The sequence below is a fragment of the Streptomyces sp. NBC_00820 genome (assembly GCF_036347055.1).
Taxonomy (GTDB): Bacteria; Actinomycetota; Actinomycetes; order Streptomycetales; family Streptomycetaceae; genus Streptomyces.
The window spans coordinates 7,688,652-7,710,667 of sequence record NZ_CP108882.1 but is presented as its reverse complement, the minus strand read 5'-3'; the positions used below and the strand labels follow the sequence as shown (position 1 = coordinate 7,710,667).

General features: G+C 71.6%; 23 protein-coding genes. 8 read left to right on the top strand and 15 right to left on the bottom strand.

The window, feature by feature from the left end; genetic code table 11:
* Nucleotides 1-89: 89 nt before the first annotated feature.
* Both OIB37_RS34370 and OIB37_RS34365 read left to right on the top strand, forming a co-directional pair.
* Nucleotides 90-1,274, top strand: coding sequence for a PucR family transcriptional regulator (locus tag OIB37_RS34370; protein ID WP_330461511.1), 1,185 nt, complete (start codon nucleotides 90-92; stop codon nucleotides 1,272-1,274).
* Nucleotides 1,275-1,453: 179 nt separating this feature from the next.
* On the top strand, nucleotides 1,454-2,689 hold the full coding sequence (locus OIB37_RS34365) for an epoxide hydrolase family protein (RefSeq protein ID WP_330461510.1): 1,236 nt from the start codon (nucleotides 1,454-1,456) through the stop codon (nucleotides 2,687-2,689).
* Between the two features lie 45 nt (nucleotides 2,690-2,734).
* On the opposite strand, the gene OIB37_RS34360 is transcribed toward OIB37_RS34365, so the two are convergent.
* From OIB37_RS34360 to OIB37_RS34350, 3 genes are all read right to left on the bottom strand, one after another.
* Entirely contained in the window at nucleotides 2,735-3,133 is a 399-nt protein-coding gene (locus OIB37_RS34360; protein WP_330461509.1) for a hypothetical protein, read from the bottom strand.
* A 124-nt stretch (nucleotides 3,134-3,257) separates the two neighbouring features.
* Nucleotides 3,258-3,458 (bottom strand): hypothetical protein, encoded by a 201-nt coding sequence (locus OIB37_RS34355; protein WP_443058240.1) that lies wholly within the window; start codon nucleotides 3,456-3,458, stop codon nucleotides 3,258-3,260.
* 129 nt (nucleotides 3,459-3,587) lie between these two features.
* Complete coding sequence (locus OIB37_RS34350; RefSeq protein WP_330461508.1) at nucleotides 3,588-3,848, bottom strand: hypothetical protein; 261 nt, start codon at nucleotides 3,846-3,848, stop codon at nucleotides 3,588-3,590.
* Nucleotides 3,849-3,874: 26 nt separating this feature from the next.
* On the opposite strand from OIB37_RS34350, the gene OIB37_RS34345 reads away from it, so the two are divergent.
* Nucleotides 3,875-4,573: a DUF4232 domain-containing protein gene (locus tag OIB37_RS34345; RefSeq protein WP_330461507.1), complete on the top strand. Its 699-nt coding sequence runs from the start codon at nucleotides 3,875-3,877 to the stop codon at nucleotides 4,571-4,573.
* A gap of 14 nt (nucleotides 4,574-4,587) precedes the next feature.
* Here OIB37_RS34345 and OIB37_RS34340 read toward each other — a convergent pair whose 3' ends face one another.
* Nucleotides 4,588-5,061, bottom strand: a complete 474-nt coding sequence (locus OIB37_RS34340; protein ID WP_330461506.1) for a MarR family winged helix-turn-helix transcriptional regulator — start codon at nucleotides 5,059-5,061, stop codon at nucleotides 4,588-4,590.
* A 61-nt stretch (nucleotides 5,062-5,122) separates the two neighbouring features.
* Here OIB37_RS34340 and OIB37_RS34335 point away from each other — a divergent pair, with 61 nt between their 5' ends.
* Entirely contained in the window at nucleotides 5,123-6,034 is a 912-nt protein-coding gene (locus OIB37_RS34335; RefSeq protein ID WP_330461505.1) for an LLM class flavin-dependent oxidoreductase, read from the top strand.
* A gap of 169 nt (nucleotides 6,035-6,203) precedes the next feature.
* Here OIB37_RS34335 and OIB37_RS34330 read toward each other — a convergent pair whose 3' ends face one another.
* Nucleotides 6,204-6,995: an SDR family NAD(P)-dependent oxidoreductase gene (locus OIB37_RS34330; RefSeq protein WP_330461504.1), complete on the bottom strand. Its 792-nt coding sequence runs from the start codon at nucleotides 6,993-6,995 to the stop codon at nucleotides 6,204-6,206.
* A gap of 177 nt (nucleotides 6,996-7,172) precedes the next feature.
* Between OIB37_RS34330 and OIB37_RS34325 the strand changes: the two genes are divergently transcribed.
* Nucleotides 7,173-7,763, top strand: a complete 591-nt coding sequence (locus tag OIB37_RS34325) for a TetR/AcrR family transcriptional regulator (protein ID WP_330461503.1) — start codon at nucleotides 7,173-7,175, stop codon at nucleotides 7,761-7,763.
* 102 nt (nucleotides 7,764-7,865) lie between these two features.
* Here the strand turns inward: OIB37_RS34325 and OIB37_RS34320 are convergent, their stop codons facing one another.
* Complete coding sequence (locus OIB37_RS34320; protein ID WP_330461502.1) at nucleotides 7,866-8,471, bottom strand: CE1759 family FMN reductase; 606 nt, start codon at nucleotides 8,469-8,471, stop codon at nucleotides 7,866-7,868.
* A complete protein-coding gene (locus OIB37_RS34315; protein WP_330462079.1) occupies nucleotides 8,468-9,631 on the bottom strand; it encodes an LLM class flavin-dependent oxidoreductase in 1,164 nt (387 codons plus the stop codon). Before OIB37_RS34315 ends, OIB37_RS34320 begins: the two co-directional genes overlap by 4 nt.
* Before the next feature lie 501 nt (nucleotides 9,632-10,132).
* On the opposite strand from OIB37_RS34315, the gene OIB37_RS34310 reads away from it, so the two are divergent.
* Nucleotides 10,133-11,101 carry a DUF5996 family protein gene (locus OIB37_RS34310; protein ID WP_330461501.1) on the top strand — a complete coding sequence of 323 codons (969 nt, stop codon included), beginning with the start codon at nucleotides 10,133-10,135 and terminating at the stop codon, nucleotides 11,099-11,101.
* A gap of 88 nt (nucleotides 11,102-11,189) precedes the next feature.
* Here OIB37_RS34310 and OIB37_RS34305 read toward each other — a convergent pair whose 3' ends face one another.
* Entirely contained in the window at nucleotides 11,190-11,360 is a 171-nt protein-coding gene (locus OIB37_RS34305) for a hypothetical protein (RefSeq protein ID WP_330461500.1), read from the bottom strand.
* 189 nt (nucleotides 11,361-11,549) lie between these two features.
* On the opposite strand from OIB37_RS34305, the gene OIB37_RS34300 reads away from it, so the two are divergent.
* Nucleotides 11,550-12,113, top strand: a complete 564-nt coding sequence (locus tag OIB37_RS34300; RefSeq protein ID WP_330461499.1) for a histidine phosphatase family protein — start codon at nucleotides 11,550-11,552, stop codon at nucleotides 12,111-12,113.
* Here OIB37_RS34300 and OIB37_RS34295 read toward each other — a convergent pair.
* The 7 genes from OIB37_RS34295 to OIB37_RS34265 form a co-directional block, all read right to left on the bottom strand.
* Nucleotides 12,064-12,867, bottom strand: a complete 804-nt coding sequence (locus OIB37_RS34295; protein ID WP_330461498.1) for an N-acetyltransferase — start codon at nucleotides 12,865-12,867, stop codon at nucleotides 12,064-12,066. The genes OIB37_RS34300 and OIB37_RS34295 overlap by 50 nt on opposite strands.
* Nucleotides 12,868-13,030: 163 nt before the next feature.
* Nucleotides 13,031-13,789 (bottom strand): CbtA family protein, encoded by a 759-nt coding sequence (locus tag OIB37_RS34290; RefSeq protein WP_330461497.1) that lies wholly within the window; start codon nucleotides 13,787-13,789, stop codon nucleotides 13,031-13,033.
* Nucleotides 13,790-13,810: 21 nt separating this feature from the next.
* The gene (locus OIB37_RS34285; RefSeq protein WP_330461496.1) at nucleotides 13,811-14,032 is read right to left on the bottom strand and encodes a CbtB domain-containing protein; all 222 of its coding nucleotides are present in this window, start codon (nucleotides 14,030-14,032) and stop codon (nucleotides 13,811-13,813) included.
* Between the two features lie 280 nt (nucleotides 14,033-14,312).
* A complete protein-coding gene (locus tag OIB37_RS34280; protein ID WP_330461495.1) occupies nucleotides 14,313-15,029 on the bottom strand; it encodes a DUF4232 domain-containing protein in 717 nt (238 codons plus the stop codon).
* A 170-nt stretch (nucleotides 15,030-15,199) separates the two neighbouring features.
* On the bottom strand, nucleotides 15,200-18,172 hold the full coding sequence (locus OIB37_RS34275; protein WP_330461494.1) for an AfsR/SARP family transcriptional regulator: 2,973 nt from the start codon (nucleotides 18,170-18,172) through the stop codon (nucleotides 15,200-15,202).
* Nucleotides 18,173-18,520: 348 nt separating this feature from the next.
* Nucleotides 18,521-19,945, bottom strand: a complete 1,425-nt coding sequence (locus tag OIB37_RS34270; protein ID WP_330461493.1) for a phytoene desaturase family protein — start codon at nucleotides 19,943-19,945, stop codon at nucleotides 18,521-18,523.
* Entirely contained in the window at nucleotides 19,942-20,112 is a 171-nt protein-coding gene (locus OIB37_RS34265) for a hypothetical protein (RefSeq protein WP_330461492.1), read from the bottom strand. The genes OIB37_RS34270 and OIB37_RS34265 overlap by 4 nt, the downstream gene beginning before the upstream one ends.
* Nucleotides 20,113-20,481: 369 nt before the next feature.
* On the opposite strand from OIB37_RS34265, the gene OIB37_RS34260 reads away from it, so the two are divergent.
* Entirely contained in the window at nucleotides 20,482-22,014 is a 1,533-nt protein-coding gene (locus tag OIB37_RS34260) for a cytochrome ubiquinol oxidase subunit I (protein WP_330461491.1), read from the top strand.
* Nucleotides 22,015-22,016 lie beyond the last annotated feature (2 nt).

The following is a 22,016-nucleotide window of genomic DNA, read 5'->3' as shown; positions in this document are numbered from 1 at the left end:
GCGCGCCTGTCGACGTCCATGGGCTGACGGACAGCTCACGGCGCCGGGGTTTGTTCCGAGGAACAAAGAGCACGTCGTACGCTGCGGGGATGAGTCTGTCTGACGTGAGCGGGGCACTGCGGGCGCGGCTGCCGGAACTGGGTGAGCGGATGGCGCTGCGCATCCGCGACGAGGTCGAGTCGTACGCCGACGAGTCGCTGATCCCCTTCGCGTCGCTGCGGGAGTCCTGCACGGCCAACGCCGACCAGTTGCTGGGGCGTTTCGCGCTCGACGCGGAACCCGACGTGCGGCCGGCGGAGCGGACCGGCAGGCTGCGGGCCGAGCAGGGGGTGCCCCTCGCGGACACCCTGCACGCCTACCGGATCGGCTTCGAGTACCTCTGGGCGCGGCTCGTCGACGAGGCCCAGCGGCACCCGGAGGTGACGGACTCCCACCTGGTCGCCGGGTCGTCGGAGATCTGGACGCAGTTCGGCCGCTACGCGGAGGCTGTCGCGGCGGCCTACCGCGAGACCAGTGCCGACCTCGCGCTCCAACGCGAGGCACGGCGTTCGGCGTTGGTCGAGGCACTGTTCACGGGCGCCCTCGCGGAGCGGACGACCCTGTGGGAGACGGCGCGCCAACTCGGCCTTCCGGAGCGGGGACCCTATGCCGTCGTCGCCGCCTCCGTACCGGATCCGGGCGGCGAGCCGCTGCCCGGCATCGAGGCGGCCCTGCGCCGGTCCGGTGTGCCGTCCGCCTGGCGGCTGCTGCCCGACGAGCAGATCGGGCTGCTGGCACTGGCCCATCCCGACGCCGAGGCGGTGAGCCACCGGGCGCTGCGGCACCGGCCCGCGCGCGTGGGGGTCAGCCCTCGCTTCGACTCGCTGCGCGACACCCCGCAGGCGCTGCGCTTCGCCCGGCTGGCGCTCACGGGGCTGCCCGGTGACGGCCCCGGCGTCGCCCACTTCGACGACAGCCCCCTCTCCATGCTGGTCGCGGCCGCCCCGGCGGAGGCGGCCCGCCTGGTCGAGGTCGTCCTGGGTCCCGTCCTTCATCTCCCCGTCCCCGAGCGGGCACGGCTCCTTCAGACGCTGGGGCACTGGTTCTCGGCCGGCGGTGCCGCCGGCGAAACGGCGGCCCGGCTGTTCATCCACCCCAACACCGTGCGCTACCGGCTCCGGCGGATAGAGAAACTGACCGGCCGCTCACTCACCGAGCCCGCCCATCTCGCCGATCTGGGCGCGGCGTTGCACGCGTTGCGGCTGATTCCGGGGGCGGAGGGGCGTGGCCGGTGATCGGGGGGGATCGAAGGCGCACCTTCGCAGTGGATTGCCCTGGCTCGCCGGACACACTCGCTGCGCCTGTCGTCGTTCGATCGTTTGCCGACAGGCCGGCGGCCGGAGAATCCTGACGGAAGGCCGCCACGGCTCGCGGCCCAGCAGGCCGGTGACACACCCCAGTGAGGAGCCACGCGATGAGCACCCCGCACGCCTTTCCCTTGAAGCCCGTTCCGATCCATGTGCCCGACGAAGTCCTCGACGACCTGCGCGCCCGCCTCACATCGACCCGCCCGCCGCTGGACGAGGGGAACGGCGACTGGTCCTACGGCGTCCCCGACAGCTATCTCCGTGAGCTGGTCGCCTACTGGCGGGACGACTACGACTGGCGCAAGGCCGAGGCCGCCATCAACGTCCACGAGCACTACCAGGTGAGCGTCGCCGGTGTCCCGGTGCACTTCATGCGCAAGCCCGGCCGCGGCCCCCGCCCGATCCCGTTGATCCTCACCCACGGCTGGCCGTGGACGTTCTGGCACTGGTCGAAGGTGATCGACCTGCTCGCCGACCCGGCCGCGTTCGGCGGTGACCCCGCCGACGCCTTCGACGTCATCGTGCCGTCGCTGCCCGGCTTCGGTTTCCCCGGCCCGCTCACCGGCTTTCCGGACGTCAACTTCTGGAAGGTCGCCGACCTCTGGCACACCCTGATGACCGAGACCCTGGGATACGAGAAATACGCCGCCGGGGGCTGCGACATCGGCGGGATCGTCTCCAGCCAGCTCGGCCACAAGTACGCCGACGAGCTGTACGGCATCCACATCGGCTCCGGGCTGCCGCTCGACTTCTTCTCCGGTCCCCGGGCCTGGGACTTCGCCCGGAATCGGCCCCTCACCGACGGCCAGCCCGCCGACGTCCGCGCCCGGATCGTCGAGCTGGACCACCGCTCGGCGTGCCACCTCGCCGTGCACATGCTCGACGGCGCCACGCTGGCCCACGGGCTGAGCGACTCACCCGCCGGACTGCTCGCCTGGCTGCTGGAGCGCTGGAACGCCTGGAGCGACAACGGCGGCAACGTCGAATCCGTCTTCACGAAGGACGACCTGCTCACCCACGCCACGATCTACTGGGTGAACAACTCCATCGCCACGTCGATGCGTTACTACGCCAACGCCAACCGCTACCCCTGGACCCCCGCCCACGACCGCACCCCGGTCGTGCAGGCCCCGGTCGGCCTCACCTTCGTCACATACGAGAACCCGCCCGGCATCCACACCACCACCGAGCGCGTCCAGGCGTTCAGGGCCGGCCCGCAGGGCGACTGGTTCAACCACGTCAACGTCAACGCCCATGACCACGGCGGTCACTTCATCCCCTGGGAGAACCCCGACGCCTGGGTGAACGACCTGCGCCGCACTTTTCACGACCGCAGGCCTTGAACGGGGCCGCTTTGAAGACTCCACACTGGACGGCCTGATCATCAGTCAGAAACTCAACGGGCGTGGCGTGTAATCCGTCTCCGCACGGGCGATCTCCGCGTCGTACTCGCTCGCGTCGAAGTCGAATTCCGGTGGCCGGTCCGCCAGGTGGGGAATCTGCCAGTCCGACCACTGGACGACGTTCCCCGTGCGCCTCACGACCACGGAGAGGAAGCCGCAGCACCCCCCGGTGCATTCCGGCTCACCCAACCGCACCCGGCGCGGCTCGGACGTCGCCCTCAGCGGGCCGGGGAGCCCGGCGGGCAGCGCTTCCGCGGCGAGCGGCCCACGTCCCCCGGGGCCCACCGCCTGCTCCACCACGTCCTCGCCGTTGACCCAGAAGCGCAACTGGGCGGGAAAACGTGCTCCCCTCGGCAGCACCGCGATCTCCAGCCGATCGAACATAAGGCCACCCTATGGCCGCCTCGTCGAACCGTGCCCCCGCGCCCTGGAATCCCTTGTCCACCGAACAGGTGGTACCGGCCTCGGCGAGAGCGTCGATGCTGCCGTGCCCGATCGGTTCACCGGTTCACCGGTTCCTGCGGAGCTTTGCGAGGAGGGCGCCGATCGCCAGTTCCGCGTCGGGATCGAGGAGGCCGTGGGCCTCCATCCAGTCGTCGTCGAACACGGTGTCCAGGTACTTCTCCCCGCCGTCGTTGATCAGGGCGACGACCGTGGTGCCGGGCGGCAGGGCCGGGAGTCGGGTCAGGGCCTCGGATGATCCGACCACCCTTCAAAGCCTCACCGGAAGCGGTGATCTCGGCCTCGACCTCGGTGAGCACCGGCTCATCACGTTCACGCCCGCCCCGCCGCCACAGTCGGCGGAACCCCTCGCCCACCCTTCTACGCATGGTCGCAATCATGCCGAACGTGGCGAGCGGGAGACGGTCAGAAGCAGCGGCTCACCTCGTGACCGTGTCACCGGTCTGCGACAGCGTTGTCGTGGAACGACCACGTCGGCATCGCCGCGGCTCACAGCCCCCTCATAGTGATTGAGCAAGCACCGGGGAGCCGAATCCGCTTCGGCTTCGGCTTCGGCTTCGGCTTCGGCTTCGGCTTCGGCTTCGGCTTCGGCTTCGGCTTCGGCTTCGGCTTCGGCTTCGGCTTCGGCTTCGACCACTGGATACCAACACCAAGGGGGCTTTCATGTCCGGCAACCGTCGCAAGGTATTTCTCCTCTCCGCAGTCCTTGTCGGCGGCGCCATGCTGATGACGGCGTGCCAGGACGCGGACTCGGGCGCCGCGCAGAGCTCTTCGTCCGCCACTCCGGCCGGCAACGCGGTCACCCCGTCCGGCAAGGCGGCCACCCCGTCCGACTCGTCGGCCACGGGCGGCGGGCAGGGCACAGCCACCGGGAAGAGCTCCGGCGGGCAGGGCACGGCAGCCGGGACCGGCTCCACTGAGAGCGGAAGCAAGAACGGCAAGGTCGACAGGTGCCACACCGACGACCTGAAGATCACGGCGGCGGACAACACCATCGCCGGCGACCCCGACGGCACCGTCACGGTGCAGATGAAGAACGGCGGCGGCCAGGCCTGCGCGATGTCCGGGTACGCGGGCGTCGACCTGAAGACCAACGCGGGGGCTCTGTCCGCGCAGCGCAATGGTGAGCGGGCCACTTCGATCGTCCTCAAAAGCGGGCAGTCGGTGGCCTTCGGCATCAACTACCCGGTCAACAGGTCGGGCGGCTCCGGTGTCCGTGTCACGGCGCTGCTGGTGACCCCGCCGAACGAGACGAAGACGGTCACCCTCCCCTGGCCGGGCGCAGGCACGCTGCCCGTCACGGACGGCTCCGGCTCCCCGGTGAAGGTCGGCCCGGTCGGAAACGCCGGTCAGGGCGGCTGACCTCGGGGCGGCCCCTAAGGGTGGGGCGGTGCCTCGGCGCGGGCTTCCGTCGCCAGTACGCGCAGTGCCTTCATCAGGCCGGCCGTTTCCTTCTCGTCGAGCGGTGCGAGGAACGCGCGTTCCGCGGCCTCGCGCGCGACCTCCGCGTCAGCCCGCACCTGTGTGCCGTACTCGGTCAGCTCGACGACGTTGCGGCGGCGGTCCTCCTCGCTGCGCCGCCGCTCCACCAGGCCCTTGCCCTCGAGTGCGTCGACCAACGCGACCATGGTCGTACGGTCCACGCCCAGCCGACGCGCGGCCTCCAGCTGCGACAGCGGCCGGTCTGCCGCGAGCACCGCGAGCACCGCCAGCTCGCGGGCGTCGAGCCCGAACCGGGCCAGCGCGGGCCCGGCGTACTCCGCCAGCCGCATCTGCGCGTGCTTGAGCAAGTAGCCCAGCCGCGTGCCGAGGACCTCCCGGGCCGCGATGTCGTCACCGCTTTCGATCATTTTCGCATCGTACCCGCCAACTGATAGTCAGCCATGCTGATGATTCGGTAGGTTGATGGTCATGCCTACCGACGCATCACGCCGTACTCTCCGCTTCGGCATCAAGACGACGCCCATGCATCTGACCTACGGCGAGATCCTCCGCACCTGGGAGGAAGCCGACGAGTTGCCCGAGATCGGCGACGCGTGGCTGTGGGACCACCTGATGCCGCTGGCCGGACCGCCCGACGGCGCCGCCCTGGAGGGCTGGACCCTGCTGGCCGCGCTCGCCGCTCGCACCACCCGTCTCCGCCTCGGCCTGCTCGTCACCAGCAACAGGCTGCGCGCGCCCGCCCACCTCGGAAAGATCGCCACCACGGTGGACGTGATCTCCCGAGGGCGCCTGATCATGGGCCTGGGCGTCGGCGGCACCCGGCAGCCCGAAGGACCCAACCCGGCCGTCGCCGAGTACGCCGCCTACGGCTTCCCGCTCCCCAGCCCCGGCGAGGGCCTGGCCCGCCTGACCGAGACGATCACCATCCTGCGCCGCATGTGGAACGAGGCGGTCTTCGACCACGCCGGGCCCTTCACCACCCTGCGCGGCACACGGAACCGGCCGGGCCCCGTCCGGCCCGGAGGACCGCCGCTGCTGCTCGGCGGGTGGGGCGACCGCACGCTGCGCATCGTCGCCGAGCATGCCGACATCTGGAACGTCCCCGGCCCGCCGCACAACACCACCGACTGGATCGCCGCACGCTCCCGCGTCCTGGACGCGCACTGCGCCGCGATCGGACGCGACCCCACGGAGATCACCCGCTCCGCGCAGATCATCGTCGACTACGCCGACCCCGCCGGCACCCGCGCCCACGTCCACGCCCTCGCGGGCGCCGGCATCCAGCACGTCGTCCTCGCGCTCCCCCGCCCCTACCCTCCCAAGGCCGCCCGCTGGCTCGTCGACGAGATCGTCATTCCCGTCCGGGAAAGCGGCGCCTGACGGCCGCTTCGGCAGCGCTGCAGCCGGTGCCGTTCACCTTGGGGAACACGCGGCGCCGTGAGAACCACAGCGGCGAGAGCGCCGAGCCGGCACGGCGGTGCGCCGTCACCTCTCGCCCGTGCGCGACGGGGTGAGCGGAGGCACCGCCGCCACCGCTGACGAACACCCGTCAGCGGCGCGGGCGTTGGGCCGCCACGATCCCGTCCACGGTCTTCTCCGCTCCCGCCATCCGCTGCACCCGCTCGGCGAACCCGGGGAACTGCGAGGCGATCCTGGTCAGGAACTTCAGTTCGAGGGGTGCCACGTTGATCTCGGCGACATCGCGCTCGATCGCGCGCGTCACGCCCTTGACCACCTGGTCCGGCGACACGGTTCGCACCCCGCCGGGCGTCGCCGAGCCCGTGGCGGCGAACATCCCGAGGTCACGTACGAAACCCGGCTGGACGATCGATACGCCCACCCCGGTGCCGTGCAGGTCCTGGCGGAAGGCCAGCGAGAAGCCGCGCAGCCCGAACTTCGTCGCGGTGTAGAGGGACGCCGACTTGGTGGCCGCCAGCCCCGAAAGCGAACCGACGAAGCAGATGTGTCCGCGCCCCGCGTCCACCATCCCCGGGGCGAGCAGTCGCGCGAGCATCGCGGGTGCGCGCAGGTTCACCGCGAGCGCACGGTCCATCTGCTCCGGCGTGTAGTCGAGCACGTCACCACTGGACGGCAGGGCGGCGTTGGCGACGAGGATGTCCGTTCCGGCCGCCTCCTCGGCCAGGCGCGACACATCGTCGGCGTCGGCGAGATCCGCCAGGATCGTCCGGGCGCCGTAGCGGTCGGCCAGGGGCGCCAGCGCGTCGCCTCGCCGGCCGGTGAGGACGAGGTTCGCCCCGCGGGCGGACAGTTCCGCGGCGAGCGCGCCTCCTATGCCACCGGTGACTCCGGTCAGCAGAACAGTTGCCCCGGCAATGCGCACGACTGGTCTCCCGTCTTGTTCGTTCGAACGAACAATAGAGAGAGTAGACGGCTCCGTCCACCGAGGGACGCGTCAATCGCTGTGCGTTGGGGCGTACTTGAGTACTCGCCAGGCCGCTGCTCCGCCCCTGGGGGACATCCGGGACCGGCAGACCGTAGTGATGGAACAATCAGGTTCATGCCGAACCGTTCCGTCTCCTCCCAGGCCTCCGCCCCGACGCGCGAGCGCATCATCACGGCTGTCCTGCGGATCATCGGCGAGGGCGGCGTCGCGGCGGTCACCAACCGGCGGATCGCCACGGTGGCGGGGGTCTCGCTCGGCTCGGTCACCTACCACTTCGCGACCCAGCACGAGCTGCTGCGGGAGAGCCTGTTGCACTTCGTGCGCGGAGAGGCACGGCACTTCACCGAACTGGCCGACCGGTGCCAGACCGAGGGCGTCGACATCGACGACGCCGCGTCTCTGGCGGGCCAGGTGGGGTGCGGCACCTCGCTCGACAGCGCCCACCTCGCCCCGTTCGAGCTCTATCTCCACGCCGGGCGCGACGAGAGACTGCGCCAGGCGGCCGGTGAGGCCTTCACCGCCTACGACCGTGTCGCCGCCCAGATCCTCACCGCCCTCGGGGTCCCGGACGCGGAACGTCTGGCAGCCGCCACCGTCGCCCTGGTGATGGGCCTCCAGCTCCGCCACCTGGCCACGGGCGACCCCGCGGGTGACCTTGTCGACGCGGTCCTGCTGCTGACGCGGGCAACCGCGGCGAACACGTAACCGCCACCGGTCCGCCGACCGCGGCCGGCCGAACGCGGCCGACGGTCCGGCGTCCGCGGACCGGGCCCGGGGCTCGGGGCTCGGGGCTCGGGGCTCGGGGCTTCAGGTGTCGCTCAGCAGCCGCTGCATGGCAGCCAGGTCCTCGTCGACCAGTTCGCGGCGTGCGCGGGGGCCGCAGGCGCGCAGGAGGCGGGTGAAGTCGGCGGCGGCGGCGGTGATGCGGCTGCCCAGTGCCGAGCCCGTCTGGGCGCCGAAGTCGCTGGTGGCGGCGTAGACGGGGCGGGGGGAGACGATGGCGTGCAGGTAGGAGAACATCGGGCGCAGGGCGTGTTCGAGGACGAGGGAGTGTCGCTCGGTGCCCCCGGTGGCGCCGATGAGGACGGGCATGTCGGCGAGGGTCTCTTCGGGCAGGACGTCGAAGAAGGACTTGAACAGGCCGCTGAAGGAGGCGTTGAAGGCGGGCGTGACGGCGATGACGCCGTCGGCGCCCGCGACCTGTTCGAAGGCCGCGTCCAAGGGCTCGCCGGAGAAGCCCGTCAGCATGGCGTCCATGATGGCGTGGGCCAGCGGGCGCAGTTCCACGAACGTCAACTCGACCGGCTCGCCCTGTCCTTCGAGGTCCTTGGCGACGGCCGCTGCCAGCCGGTCCGCGAGGAGCCGTGTCGAGGACGGCTCGCGCAGGCCGCCGGTGATGATGGTGATCTTCATCGTGTTCCCGGATTCTCTTCGCTGTTGCCGCTGTTGCCGCTGGTGGCATCGGCGTCGGTGTTTTCACCGGACCGTGCAGTCTCCTCCTCGCGGCGGGCGCGCAGGAGTGTCTGGTGGGTCGGGGCCGGCGGGACGTCGGCCGGCCGGCCGACGGCGAACTCCTTGCGGAGCACCGGCACCACTTCCCCGCCCAGAAGTTCGAGTTGTTCGAGCACGGTCCTGAGGGGGAGGCCGGCGTGGTCGACGAGGAAGAGCTGGCGCTGGTAGTCGCCGACGTAGTCGCGGAAGCTCAGGGTCTTCTCGATGACCTGGGCCGGAGACCCGACCGTCAGCGGGGTCAGTTCCGTGAACTCCTCCAGCGACGGGCCGTGTCCGTAGACGGGCGCGTTGTCGAAGTAGGGGCGGAACTCGTCCACCGCGTCCTGGCTGTTGGGCCGGATGAAGACCTGCCCGCCCAGGCCCACGACGGCCTGCTCCGGTGTGCCGTGACCGTAGTGCGCGAAGCGCCGGCGGAACAGGCTCACCAGTGACTTGGTGTGGGAGGAGGGCCAGAAGATGTGGTTGGCGAAGAAGCCGTCCCCGAAGTAGGCGGCCAGTTCGGCCACTTCGGGGGTGCGGATGGAGGCGTGCCAGACGAACGGCGGGATGTCGTCCAACGGGCGGGGCGCCAGGGTGAATCCCTGCAGTGCGCTGCGGAACTCACCTTCCCAGTCGACCACTTCCTCCCGCCACAGCCGCCGCAGCAGTCCGTAGTGTTCGACGGTCAGCGGGATGGCGTCGCGGATGTCCTGTCCGAACCAGGGATACACGGGCCCGGTGTTGCCGCGTCCGAGCATGACGTCCGTACGGCCGCCGGACAGGTGCTGGAGCACGCTGAAGTCTTCGGCGATCTTGACCGGGTCGTTGGTCGTGATCAGCGTGGTCGAGGTCGAGAGGATGATCCGCTCGGTCTGCGCGGCGATGTAGGCGAGCAGCGTGGTCGGCGAGGACGGGACGAAGGGCGGATTGTGGTGCTCGCCGGTGGCGAAGACGTCCAGCCCGACCTCCTCCACCTTCCGTGCGATGGCGACGGTGTCCTGGATGCGTTCCGCCTCGCTGGGCGTGTGCCCCGTGGTGGGGTCCGTGGTGATGTCACCGACGGTGAAGATGCCGAACTGCATCGCCGCCGGTTCGGGCGAGGACGCGGACGACGGTGCGGACGACTCCGTGGGGGGCGTTTCGGACGAGGCCATGCTGCATTCCTCCTCGACTCGCCGGCTGAGGGATTCCGCCGGCTCCCGCCCGAGGCGGTCGCGCGGCCCGCTTCTCACCGTTCCTGTCGTGGCCTCAACAGGTCCCGGGCACCCGTCGAGTGCCGTTTCACCATCGTTCCACGCCCTCGTGGATCCGGCAGATCGTCCGTCCCTCGCCCCTTCCGCGCCTCCGCCGAGCCGGCGGATTCGTCCGTCCCCGGCCCATCCCCCACCGCCTCCGGCGGTCCGGCGCGCGTGCCCGTTCGGGCAGACCATATGGTCCGTGCCGGGCGGCTCCCCGAGCCGCGTGCCAGAATGGAACCGGTCGCATTTCGGTGTCCCAGGGCGAGCCGTCGCCGCACCGTGGAGCTGGCTCGGACTCGTGGCACCCACGGCTGAGATCCCCTCCGAACCCCTGGGAGGCTTTCCGTGAGCGAACGTCCCGAGCCGTGGCCGGTCCTGGTCCACAAGGACCTGGAACCCATGGTCGACTACGTGAACCGCGTGGCGCAGGTCGCCGGCAAGTACACCCTCGACGAGCCCTTCGAAGTCGGCTGGGGGAACATCGTTCTCGAGGTCACGCCCAGGGGGCTCAGAACGCCGACGTTCCGGCACCCCGACGTGACCTTCTCGGTGCACTACCGTCTGCTGGACGGGGACGTGCTCATCGAGACCGATAAAGGCTCGCGGAGCCTGCCGCTGGACGCGGAGTCGGTCGCCGCGTTCTACGCCGCTTACTGCGAGACGGCGGCCGAGCTCGGCATCAGCAGACCGCGCAGCTCGCTGATCTGCGAGATCCCGGACGCCCCGCCGACCTTCGAGGCGGACACCGCGAAGCGGACCTGGGATCCGGACGCGGCCCGTCGGATCTGGCAGGCGATGAACCTCGCCGCGGCCGGACTCGAGGCGTGGCAGGCCCCCTTCCTGGGGCACCGCCCGCGGGTCGGGGTGATGTGGGGCGGGTTCGACCTGTCCGCGACACGGTTCCGGGCGCAGCACACCGCGCCCCCGCCGCAGAGGCCGCCGTTCATGCAGAACGCCCAGCTCAACGCCTATGTGTCGGTGGGCTTCTCCTTCGACAACACCAGGTTCAACAACGCCGACGCGCCGGAGATCGGGATGTACGCCTACATCTGGCCCCAGCCGGACGGCCTGGAGGGCCGGTCCTGGGGCGTGGAGGGCGCGAACTGGTATCCCGAGGCCGGCCTGGCGCTCCTGCCGTGGGACAACCTGAGGCGGCTGCCGGACCCGCACCGGGCGATCGTGAAGTTCGGCGAAGCCGTCTACGACGCGGCCGTACAGACGGCGGGCTGGCCGCCCGACCTGTTCGGGCCGCGCGTCGACGGCTGGTACGCGAGCAGGACGCCGTGGGAGGTGCTCGAGCGGCACGACGGCTGACGGGGCACGCGCCGCCGGGGCCGTCTCCGGTCACGGCGGTCTGTGCGGCCGCGAACGTCACCTCACCGGACGTGCCCGGCGGTCCCGTTCAGGAGGTCTTCGGGTGCTGTCCGTCGCCGTGGGGCGGATCGGGCTGCGTGGACTTCTCCAGCAGTTCGTCGTACCGGTGCGAGAGTTCCTCGTACCGCTCCTCGGCCTCGTCCGTCCGGCGTTCTCGCGAGATGGGCGTAACGCCCCTGATACGGGCGGAGTTCGGCACCCCCGGTCGCCGATCCCCCGATCACCGAGCCCGCGACCGTGACCGTGACGGCCACGGATGCCCGGACTCCCCCGGACTCCCCCGACTCCCCCGACTCCCCCGACTCCCCCGACTCCCCGGATGCTAGGTTCACGAACATGCCGTCGCAGCCACCCTCGTAGCCACCGAGAGCGCAGGAGAACCACCCCCGTGACCACCCGTGTCGTCCTCGTCTCGCCCGCGACGAGCCCCGAACTGCGCGAGGCCCGCTTCGGGGGCGGCGGCTCCGTCGACGAGCGCGGAGCTGCCCGGGCCCGGGCGGCCGCGGGATCGCTGCCCGGGGCCGTCCGCACCCTCATCTCCCCCAGCGCACGCTGCCGGGAGACGGCCGCGGAACTCGGCCTGCACGGCTTGGACGCACCGGAGTTGGCGCCGCTGGACGTGGGGCGCTGGCGGGGCCGTACGCTCGACGAGGTCGGTGCCGCCGAACCGGAGGCGGTGGCCCGCTGGCTCGCGGACCCCTCCGGCGCGCCCCACGGCGGGGAGTCGGTCGAGGACGTGTGCGCACGTGTCGGGGGCTGGCTGGAGTCGGCCGCTCAGGTGCCCGGCCGTACGGTCGCCGTGGTCGAGCCGGAGATCGTACGGGCGGCCGTCGTCCACGCACTGGGCATCCCCGCCGCGGCGTTCTGGCGTCTCGACGTGCCACCGCTGACGGCGACCGAACTCAGCGGTCGCGCCGCCCGCTGGAACGTGCGGCTCGGCAGCCCGCTGTGACCGGCCAGCGGTGGCGGACCCACACATTGGGTTCGACGTAGACCGCGTGGTCGTGCGCGGTGGCGCAGTGCACCGGGACGAGGGCGCCGGGTACGTCGACGAGGCCGTCGCTCTCGAAGGTCAGGCCGGTCCATCGTCGCCACTGGGCGAGGGAGGCGCTGACCGTCATCGACGCCGGGGCGACCTTCTCGATGGTGCCGCCGGCCTTGACGTGCACGCGCAGCCACGGGTCGGCCGGCAGCCCGTCGTCGCGCCGTCGGCGGATGTACTCGGCCATGGCGACGCGCGGTTCGAGGTGCTTGGCCGTGGGGCGGACCGGGGCCGGCAGTCCGTCGTGGCCCTCCCCGCCGACGGCGTCCCGCAGTGCGGCCAGCATCCGGTGGGCCAGACCGCGGCCCAGGTACTCGGTGTCGATCGTGATCTCCAACGCGCTTGCCGTGGTGGTCGGACGCCCGTGCCGCCGGTCACGGAACGCCCACACGAGCACCTGGTCCCAGCCCCGGTCCGGCATCTCCTCACGGCCCTCGAGCCCGGCGTTGAACGGGACGCTCAGCCCGCGTGCCACGACTCGGTCGCCGTCCGTCGCCACCACGCAGTAGTGGGGGAAGTCCTCGGCCACCCGGCTCAGCAACGCGCCCGCGACCGGATCGTGCGGGGTGAACACCGGCCAGGTGTCGGTGATCTCGTAGACCCGGGAGATCAGCGAGGGACGCTCGGCGAGCGGCGTGATCAGGATGCTGTCCATGGCGGTCATGGCGGGGACGCTGCCACAGGCGTACCGTCCTGGCCAGCGATTTCGTTCGTCCACCGGCCACTTGGACGACGAGAGGGCCCCGGACGGATCCTAAGGGCCCTCTCGTGGCCGGTAGTTGCTCCCGGGGGCCCCGGAGTGCGGGGTACCCGAGGAGCCCGGCCCGTCAGCGCGCGGCCGGAACCGCTTCCGTCGTCCCGCTCGCCGTGGGCTGCGGCTTCGGGTTGAGCTGCCGTTCGGCCAGTTCGCCGAAGAGCAGGCCGAACCCGCCCCAGAGCACGGCCTGGATGGCCAGCGCGGACAGCCGGAAGCGCCACAGCAGGGCGGCCGGGAAGTCCCTCGGCACCTCGTTGATGACGGGCAGGAACGCGTAGGCCAGCCCGATCGACACGACGAAGGCGGTCACGGCCACGACGGTGGCGTACCAGGTACCCAGCCGGGGTGCGAGCCGCTTGCCCAGGATGGTCGCGCCGACCGCCAGCAGCACGCTGAGGAGCATCATCAGGAAGTACAGGGTGGTCCGCTTGCCGATGGTGCCGGGGTCGCCGACGGACGGCGGATTGGCCGGGTACTTCAAGAACGGTACGACGTAGACCGCGAGCAGCGCGGAGCCGGACAGCAGCAGCGCGGTCGCGCGCGCGCCGATGCGGCCGACGCGGCCGAGGGCGACGCAGAAGGCGAGTGCGGCGATGCCGCCGAAGGCGACCCCGTAGACGAGAACGCCCGTGGCGAGGCCGGCGGTGGACTGCAGGGAGCGGGAGACGACTTCCATCTCGTGCTCGTGGGAGTGGGCCTCCTCGAAGCCGATCGCGCTGTCCACGCTCGGTTCACCGAGGAAGTAGGCCACGATCAGGGCGAGCACGCCGGCGGCCAGGCCGGCGAGCATGCCCCGTACGAGAAGGTTGCGTACGGTTGCGGAGTTCATGGATGCGCGGCGCCCCTCGCGTCAGTGGCAGGGGAAGCCGAGCAGGTGGCGGGCGTCGTGCACCCACTCGTGGACGTCCATGCCGTTGAACACGGAGGTGGCGCCCTGCTCGGCGCCGACGAAGTACAGCAGGATCATCATCAGGATGCCGAAGAAGACCGCCCAGGGAGCTATCGCCTTCAGCGGCAGCGTGGCGGGTACGACGGGAGTGGTGGCTGTCGGCTGGGCGACGGTCTGCGCCATGGCAGGACCTCCTACGGGAGTTCGCGTCCCATCTCGGTGGTGCACAGGACGACGGCCACGGGTCTGACTCACGAACGGCCCCGAGGACCGTTCGCACACAGTGGCGCGACCGTGCCGGGTTCTCACCGGCTTCCGACTCGCCGTCGTCGATATCGAACCGAAGGTACCGCGTGCCGCAGGCATGGCCAAGACCACACCACCTGAGGTGATCTTCCTCTCCCGGCAACGCCCCGGTCGCGCGGGCGAGGCCGCGACCGGGGTGGAGCGTCGGCGGTACCGGTCAGAACTCGTCGGCTCCGTTGCGCAGTTCGGTCGTCCAGTAGCCGGTGAGCGCCTTGGCCGGGTCGACGAAGAGACCGCCGCCGGCCGAGGAGTCGACGGTGATCGAGTCCGTGTCAGCGGCACCCTCGAGCCAGACGGAGAACGCCGACACCGGCTCGCCGTTCTCCTCCCGGCCGCCGTCGGACAGCTTGACCGCGGCGTAGGCGGGGGCGCCGGGGGCGATCACCGTGGGGACGCCCGGCTTGCTCTTGGCGACGGCCGGCACGTCCTGCTTGTGGCTCTCCAGGAACTGGATCCGCGGGAAGCCCGCCATCCGGCAGCTGTGGCCGGAGACGTTCTTCGCCGTCAGGACGATGTGGGTGTACGGCGGACCGTCCTGCTTCTCGGCGGTGACCTTGACGTCCTTCGACGTGCACGCGGCGGCGGAGGCGGAGGAGCCGGAGCCGGACGACGTGCCGGAGCCGGACGTGCCCGTGGAGCCGCTGGAGCCGGTGGAACCCGTCGAGCCCGACGCCTTCTGCCCGCTGCCGATCGTGGTGCCCTTGCTTCCGCCCGAACCGGACGCCTGCGCGGCCGCCGAGGCCGAGACGGAGACCGACGCGCCGGTGGACCCCTCGGACTTGGCGCCGGTGCCGTCCTGACAGGCGGTCAGGGAGAGGGCGAGGGCCGCCGTGGTGGCGGCGAGGAAGGTGGCGCGCTGACGCGATGCGTTCATGGAGATTTCCCCCGTGTGTGCGGTACGACGACGACCGGTCGGGTCGTCGGCCGTGCTCTGACCTGCTGACATGTCGAGTCTCGGCGGTGCCGCTCACGTTCCGGTGATGTCCCGCTGACGTTTCGCTGACGTCGCCCGGCGCACTCCTGGACCCCGTCGGCGCGCCCGCCCTACAGGTCGTCCGCGGCGAGCCGCCGTACGGCGTCCTCGTACCGTCTGCGGAGGTCGGCCCGCGCGCTCACCCGCAGCAGCGCTCCGAGGGCCTGTACGGCGCCCTCGTCGTACCCCGCCCGCTCCGCCTCCTCGGCGGCTCGGTCCAGCAGCCGGATGCCCTCGGCCTCTTCGCCGAGCGCGAGCCGGGCCTCACCGGAGACGGTCAGCAGCAGGGATCTGCGCGCGGCCTGCTCGTGCTCGGGCCCGAGGTCGAGCGCGCGGTGTGCCACGTGCAGGGCCTCCGCCGGGCGGCCGGCGGTCAGCTGGACGCGGGCGAGGTGCTGAAGGGCCAGCATCTCGGTGTGCGCGTCCTTCTCCTCGCGGGCCAGGTCGACGGCGCGGGTACAGCCGTCCAGCGCGGCGTCGAGCGCGCCCTGCGCAGCCTGGACGACAGCGAGGTTGATCAGCGCGGTGGCCTCGCCGAGCCGGTCACCGGCCCGCCGGGCGAGGTCCGGGGACGGCGTCAGCAGTTCGACGGCGTCGGCGAGCATGCCCTCCTCGCCGAGCACCCAGCCGAGCAGGGTGCGCACCCGCGCCTCGGCGTACGGGTCCTGCTCGGCGAGGGCGCAGTCGAGCGCGGTCCGCAGCAGCGGCACCCAGTTGTCCCGCACCCGCCACACCACCTGGGGCCACTGGAGCAGGATGATCCGCCAGGCCCGGTCGTCGCGCCCGGCGGCCCGCGCGGCGGACACGGCACGCGCCAGGTCCTCCCGTTCGACGGCCAGCCAGCGCATGGCCTGCGCGCGGTCCGTGAAGTCCCTTACGGCGGCCGGGCGTCGGTAGTGCGCGGGCAGGGAGAAGCAGGGCTCGCCGCCGGGTTCCGCGGTGTCGGTGGCGGCGAGGGCGGTGGCGATGTAGTGGTCCAGGACCCCGAGCAGGGCAGCGGGGCCGGCGGCCGGGTCGATGCCCCTCGCGTAGAGCCGTACGAGATCGTGCAGTTCCCAGCGGCCGGGGGCGGTCTCGGTGACGAGGTGCGCGGCGCCGAGCCGCTCCAGGGCGGCCGCGGCCGTGACCGGGTCGGTACCGGCCAGTGCGGCGGCGGTGTAGGGGTCGAAGTGGGTGCCGGGGTGATGGCCGAGCCGGGCGAAGTGGTGGACGGCGTCGCTCGGCAGTTGCTGCACGGTGAGCCGCAGCGCGGCCGGGACCCCGGTGTCGTCGATGTCGAGATAGGCCAGCCGTCCGCGCTCGTCGGCGAGTTCGTCGGCGAGTCCGGCGAGCGTCCACTGCGGCCGGCCGGCCAGGCGTGCGGCAGTGACCCTCAGGGCGAGCGGGAGTCCGCCGCACAGTTCGGCGAGCCTGCGGGCGGCGACGGGTTCGCCGAGGACGCGTTCCTCGCCGAGGACGCCCGCGAGCAGCGCGGTGCCGTCCTGCGCGTCGAGCGTGTCGAGCGGTACGGGGCGGGCCGCGTCCGAAGCGATGAGGCCTTCGAGCCGGTTCCTGCTGGTGACGACGGTGACGCAGTCGGCCCCGCCGGGCAGCAGGGCGCGAACGGTGGCGGAGTCGCGCGCGTTGTCGAGGACGACCAGCAGCCGCAGCCGGTCGGTGAGGGAGCGGAACAGCGCCGCGGCGGCGGACGCCGACTCGGGCACACGGCGCGCCGGCACGTCCAGGGCCAGCAGGAATTCACGCAGCACCTCGGTCACGGGCGGCTCGCCGGTGTCGCTGAAGCCGTGCAGGTCGGCGAAGAGCCGGCCGTCCGGGAACGCGTCCTCGTTGCGGTGCGCCCACCACAGGGCGAGCGCGGTCTTGCCCACGCCCGCCGGCCCGGTCACCAGGCACACCGGCGCCTCTCCGGCCGCGGCCCGCCCGAGCGCGGCCAACTCGGCCGTGCGCCCGTGGAATCCGCGCGGCGCGCGGGGCAGCAGGTCGGCGGGGCGCGGGCCGGCGGGAATCAGGGCCGGGAGCGGGACGGGGCGTGGGGGTGCGGCGGGGGCGGCGGGGACCGAGGAAGCCGCGGGGGCCGCGAGGGTGGTGGATGGCGAGGCAGGCTGCCCGTCGAGGCGGCCCGTTGAGGCCTGGGTGGCCACAGTGGCCTGAGAGGCGTGGGTGACCTGGGCGGCCTGGGCGGCTTGAGTGACCGGGGTGCCCTGAGAGGTGTGGGTTACTTGAGTGGCCTGAGTGGCCAAGACCGTCGCGGTGGGCTGGACGGCCGGGTTGGCGAGATGGGCCGGGGCCGTGCCGCCCGGTACCGGGTCGCCGCGCAGGATCAGCCCGTACGCGTCGGCGAGCTCGCGTCCGGGGTCGATACCCAGTTCGTCGGCGAGGAGCCGCCGCGTGCGATGGAACCAGTCCAGCGCCTCGGACTGGCGGCCCGCCTGGTAGAGCGCTGTCATCAGCGCGGCCGACAGCGACTCCCGCAGCGGGTGCGCGACGGCCTCGGTCCGCAGCACCGCGGCGGCCCGGTGGTGCTCGCCCAGCCTGCCGTACGCGCGCGCCAGTTGCTCCACGGCGGACAGCCGTGACTCCTCCAGGGAGTGTGCCGCGGCCTGGAGCGGCGGGCCCGCGAACGCGCCGGCCAGGGCGGGTCCCTTCCACAGGGCGAGTGCGTCCAGGTACATGAGCGCGGCGTCGCCGGGGTCACGCTGCTCACGCGCCAGCGTCAGCAGCTCCTCGAACCGCTGGGCGTCGAGCAGGGTCTCCGGCAGCCGGAGCGCGTACGCGTCGCCGATGGTCCGCAGTTCCACCCCGTACGCCTCCGCGTCTCCCTCCGCCAGCAGGGCGCGCAGCCGGGACACGTGCCCCTGGATGACGCTCCGGGCCTGGCTGGGCGGCACGTCGTCCCAGAGGCAGGCCGTCAGCCGGTTGATCGAGACGGGCGTGTTGGCCGACAGCAGCAGCGCGGCGAGCAGACTGCGGCGTTTGGCGGGGCCGAGCGGCAGCGGTCCGCGGCGCGTGTCGACGGAGACGGTGCCGAGCAACCGGAACTCCAACGGGGTGTCCTTCCAAGGCGGGCGCGAATGGGCGGTCCAGGAAAAACAGCAGCATATCGGGGGGTGTCAGCGGCGAACCGGGCGGATTCGGCCGCTCCGTGACCGCCGGGACGCACACCCGCGACGGCCGCCCGACAGCCCGCCCGACGGCCCACCCGACGCTCACCCGATGTCCGTACGACGGCCTGCCCGACGTCTGCCTCGGATCTGCCGACGGCCCGCCCGACGCCCACCCACCTCGGCTCCCTGCTCGCCTCGGCCCCCGTCCGCCTCGGCTCCCCGCCGGCCGCCGGCATGCCGCGAGGGCGGCCCTCGCCGCGCCAGGCCGCCCTCTGTCCCCGCGTCCGCTCAGGCCGCCCGGATGCCCAGGTGACGCAGCGCGGATGCCGCCGCTCCGGCTCCGCACATGCCGTGGGCGCCGGGACCGGGCGGGGTGGCCGCCGAGCACAGGAACACGCCGGGGAGACCGGTGGAGTACGGATCGAGCGCGGCACGGGGGCCGAGTACGAGCTGGAAAGCGGTCTTGGCCCCGGTGAGGATGTCGCCCCCGGCGAAGTTGGGGTTGGCGGCGGCGAAGTCCGCGGGGCGGGTGACCTGACGGCCCACGATCCGCTCGCGGACGCCGGGGGCGAACCGCTCCAGCTGGCGAAGGATCGCCTCCGTCGCGTCCTGGTCGTAGCCGTGGGGGACGTGGGCGTACGCCCAGACGGGGTGCACGTCGCCGGCCGACCGGGACGGGTCTGCCAGGTACTGCTGGCCGACCAGGACGAAGGGGCGCTCAGGCATGCGTCCGGCCGTCACGTCCTTCTCCGCCCGCGCGATCTCGGCGAACGTGCCACCGAGGTGCACGGTGCCGGCCCGCCGCGCGTGTTCGTTGGTCCAGGGCACGCCGCCCTCGACCGCCAGGTCGACCTTGAAGGCAGCGGGGCCGCGGCGGAAACGCCGGTAGGCGCTCCGCACCCGCGCGGGCAGCCGGTCGCCGTAGATGCCGGCGACCTGACCGGGGTCGAGGTCGAGCAGGGTGACGTCGGCGGGCGGGATCTGCCGGTGGTCGGTGACGCGGACGCCGGTGCGGACGGTGCCGCCGTGCTTGCGGAGCACGCTTTCCATGCTGTCGGCGATGGCCTGGGAGCCGCCCTCGGCGACGGCCCATCCGGCGGCGTGACCGGCGGTGAGGATGCCGAGTCCGATCGCGGAGGTGAGGGGCCGGGACAGCGGGCGGAACGCGTGTGCCGCGACGCCGCCCCACAGGGCCCTGGCCTGGGGGGTGGTGAAGAGGCGGGCGAGCGCGGCCGCGGGCAGGGTGGTGGGCAGGCCGAAGCGTGCGAGCAGCAGCGGATGCGCCGGGACGCGCAGCAGAGGACCCATGGTGTCCTGGGCCAGCGCGTCCCAGTCACGCACCGACGGTCCGAGGAGTGCCCGGTAGCGGCCGCCGTCCGCTCCCAGCATGCGGGCCGTCTCCTCGACGGAGCGCAGCAGGACGCCGGCGGTGCCGTCGTCGAGCGGGTGCACGCAGTCGATGTCCGCCGACCGCCAGCGCAGGCCGTGCTGTTCCAGGTCCAGTGCGCGCAGCGCGGGTGAGGTGACGGCGAGGGGGTGGATGGCCGAGCAGTGGTCGTGCAGGAGTCCGGGGACGAGGGCCTCGTAGCTGCGGGTGCCGCCGCCGACCTCGTCGGCGGCCTCCAGGAGGGTGACGCTCAGCCCCGCTTTCGCCAGCAGGGCCGCGGCGGCGAGCCCATTGGGGCCGCCGCCCACGACGACGGCGGACGTCATGACGCGGTGTCCAGCGGGAGGCCGCCTGAACGGGTGGCCCCGGCCGCACCGGTCACGTGGGCGGCATCGGTCACGTGGGCGGCGTCGGTCACGTGGGCGGCGTCGGTCGCGTGGGCGGCGCCGGTCGCGTCGGTGCTTGTCCGGCCGGGCGGCGTCGTGGATCTCATGGTCCTGAGTCTGCCGGTGAACGGGCCGGCCTTTCAAACAACCGACCGCACCTCCTGGGGGGCGAGGCAGGAACCAAGCCGCACCGGCCCCGGACGGCATCCGAAGTCGCCGACCCGCGCGAATACAAGAAGGAATTGTTCCGGCGTATTTCAGACCTCATTTATCATCACAGGTCGCACATGCACACCAAAAGTACTGATTAGGGTCCCATTTGCGAGGCTCTCCGTACCGGCGCCTGGCCGACGCGGACGGCGGAGCCCGCCGCTCACCCGAACGGCCCTGCTCCTGATTTGCCTGAGTCGCCGCACCTATGCATAAGAGATAGCTTTTATCCGAAATGCGGCTGGATCGAGCGAGAGAAGGACGTAGTGGAACTAGCAATCGCTCACGAGACCATCGCCCGATGGCAGTTCGGTGTGACCACCGTCTACCACTTCCTCTTCGTCCCGCTCAGCATCGGCCTCGGAGGCATCGTCGCGGGGCTGGAGACAGCCTGGGTCCGGACGGGGAAGGAGAAGTACTTCCACGCCACCAAGTTCTGGGGGACGCTCCTGCTGATCAACATCGCGATGGGTGTCGTCACAGGTCTCCTCCAGGAGTTCCAGTTCGGCATGAACTGGTCGAACTACTCGCGCTTCGTCGGTGACGTCTTCGGCGCCCCGCTGGCGATGGAGGCGCTGATCGCCTTCTTCTTCGAGTCCGTGTTCATCGGCCTGTGGATCTTCGGCTGGAACAGACTTCCGAAGAAGGTGCATCTCGCGACCATCTGGATCGTCACCATCGGCAGCCTGCTGTCCGCGTACTTCATCCTTGCGGCCAACTCCTTCATGCAGCACCCGGTCGGCTACCGGATCGACGCCAGCGGCAGGGCGCGGCTCACCGACATCTGGCGCGTGCTGTTCCAGAACACCACGCTGGTGCAGGTCTTCCACACCCTGACCGCGGCGTTCATCACCGGTGGCGCCTTCGTGATGGGCATCGCCGCCTACCACCTGTGGCGGGCCAAGCGCGGCAGGGACACCGACCGCAAGCGGATCGCCGCCATGCGTGCCTCGCTGCGGTGCGCCCTGATCGTCACGGCCATCGCCGGCATCCTCACCGCGCTCAGCGGCGACCGTCTGGCCAAGGTCATGTTCGAGCAGCAGCCGATGAAGATGGCCGCCGCCGAGGCGCTCTGGGACACCCAGGCCCCCGCCCCGTTCTCGATCTTCTCGGTCGGCGACGTCGGCAAGGGCCGTAACGACGTCGCGCTGGAGATCCCCGGTGCGCTGTCCTTCCTCGCCAAGAGCGACTTCCACTCCGCCGTCCCCGGCATCAACAACCGGGCCGATGAGCAGGTTCGCCTGTTCGGCGGCACCCGCGACGAGTACATCCCGAACATCTTCATGACGTACTGGGGCTTCCGCCTCATGATCTTCTTCGGGATGACCAGCTTCACCATCGGCCTGATCGGCCTGTGGCTCACCCGGAAGAAATTCTGGGTGGACCGCGCGTACCGCACGGGTGAGGACGAGCCGCCGAACCTGATGATCACCAACAAGATCCGGATCAACGACTTCTTCACCAAGTGGAGCTGGCGCATCGCCATGCTCACCCTGGGCTTCCCGCTCCTCGCCAACAGCTTCGGCTGGATCTTCACCGAGATGGGCCGTCAGCCCTGGGTGGTCTTCCACCTCAAGAAGACGGCGGACGCGGTGTCCCCCAACGTCAGCGTGGGCACCCAGGTCGGTTCGCTGGTCGCACTCAGCGTGCTCTACGCGATCCTCGCGGTGGTCGAGGTGGGCCTCATGATCAAGTACGCCAAACCCGGCCCGAAGGTCGACGAGAGACCGCCCGCCAAGGATCCCACCCTGCGCATCTCCCCGGAGGAGCACGACAAGCCCCTCTCCATCGCCTACTGAGG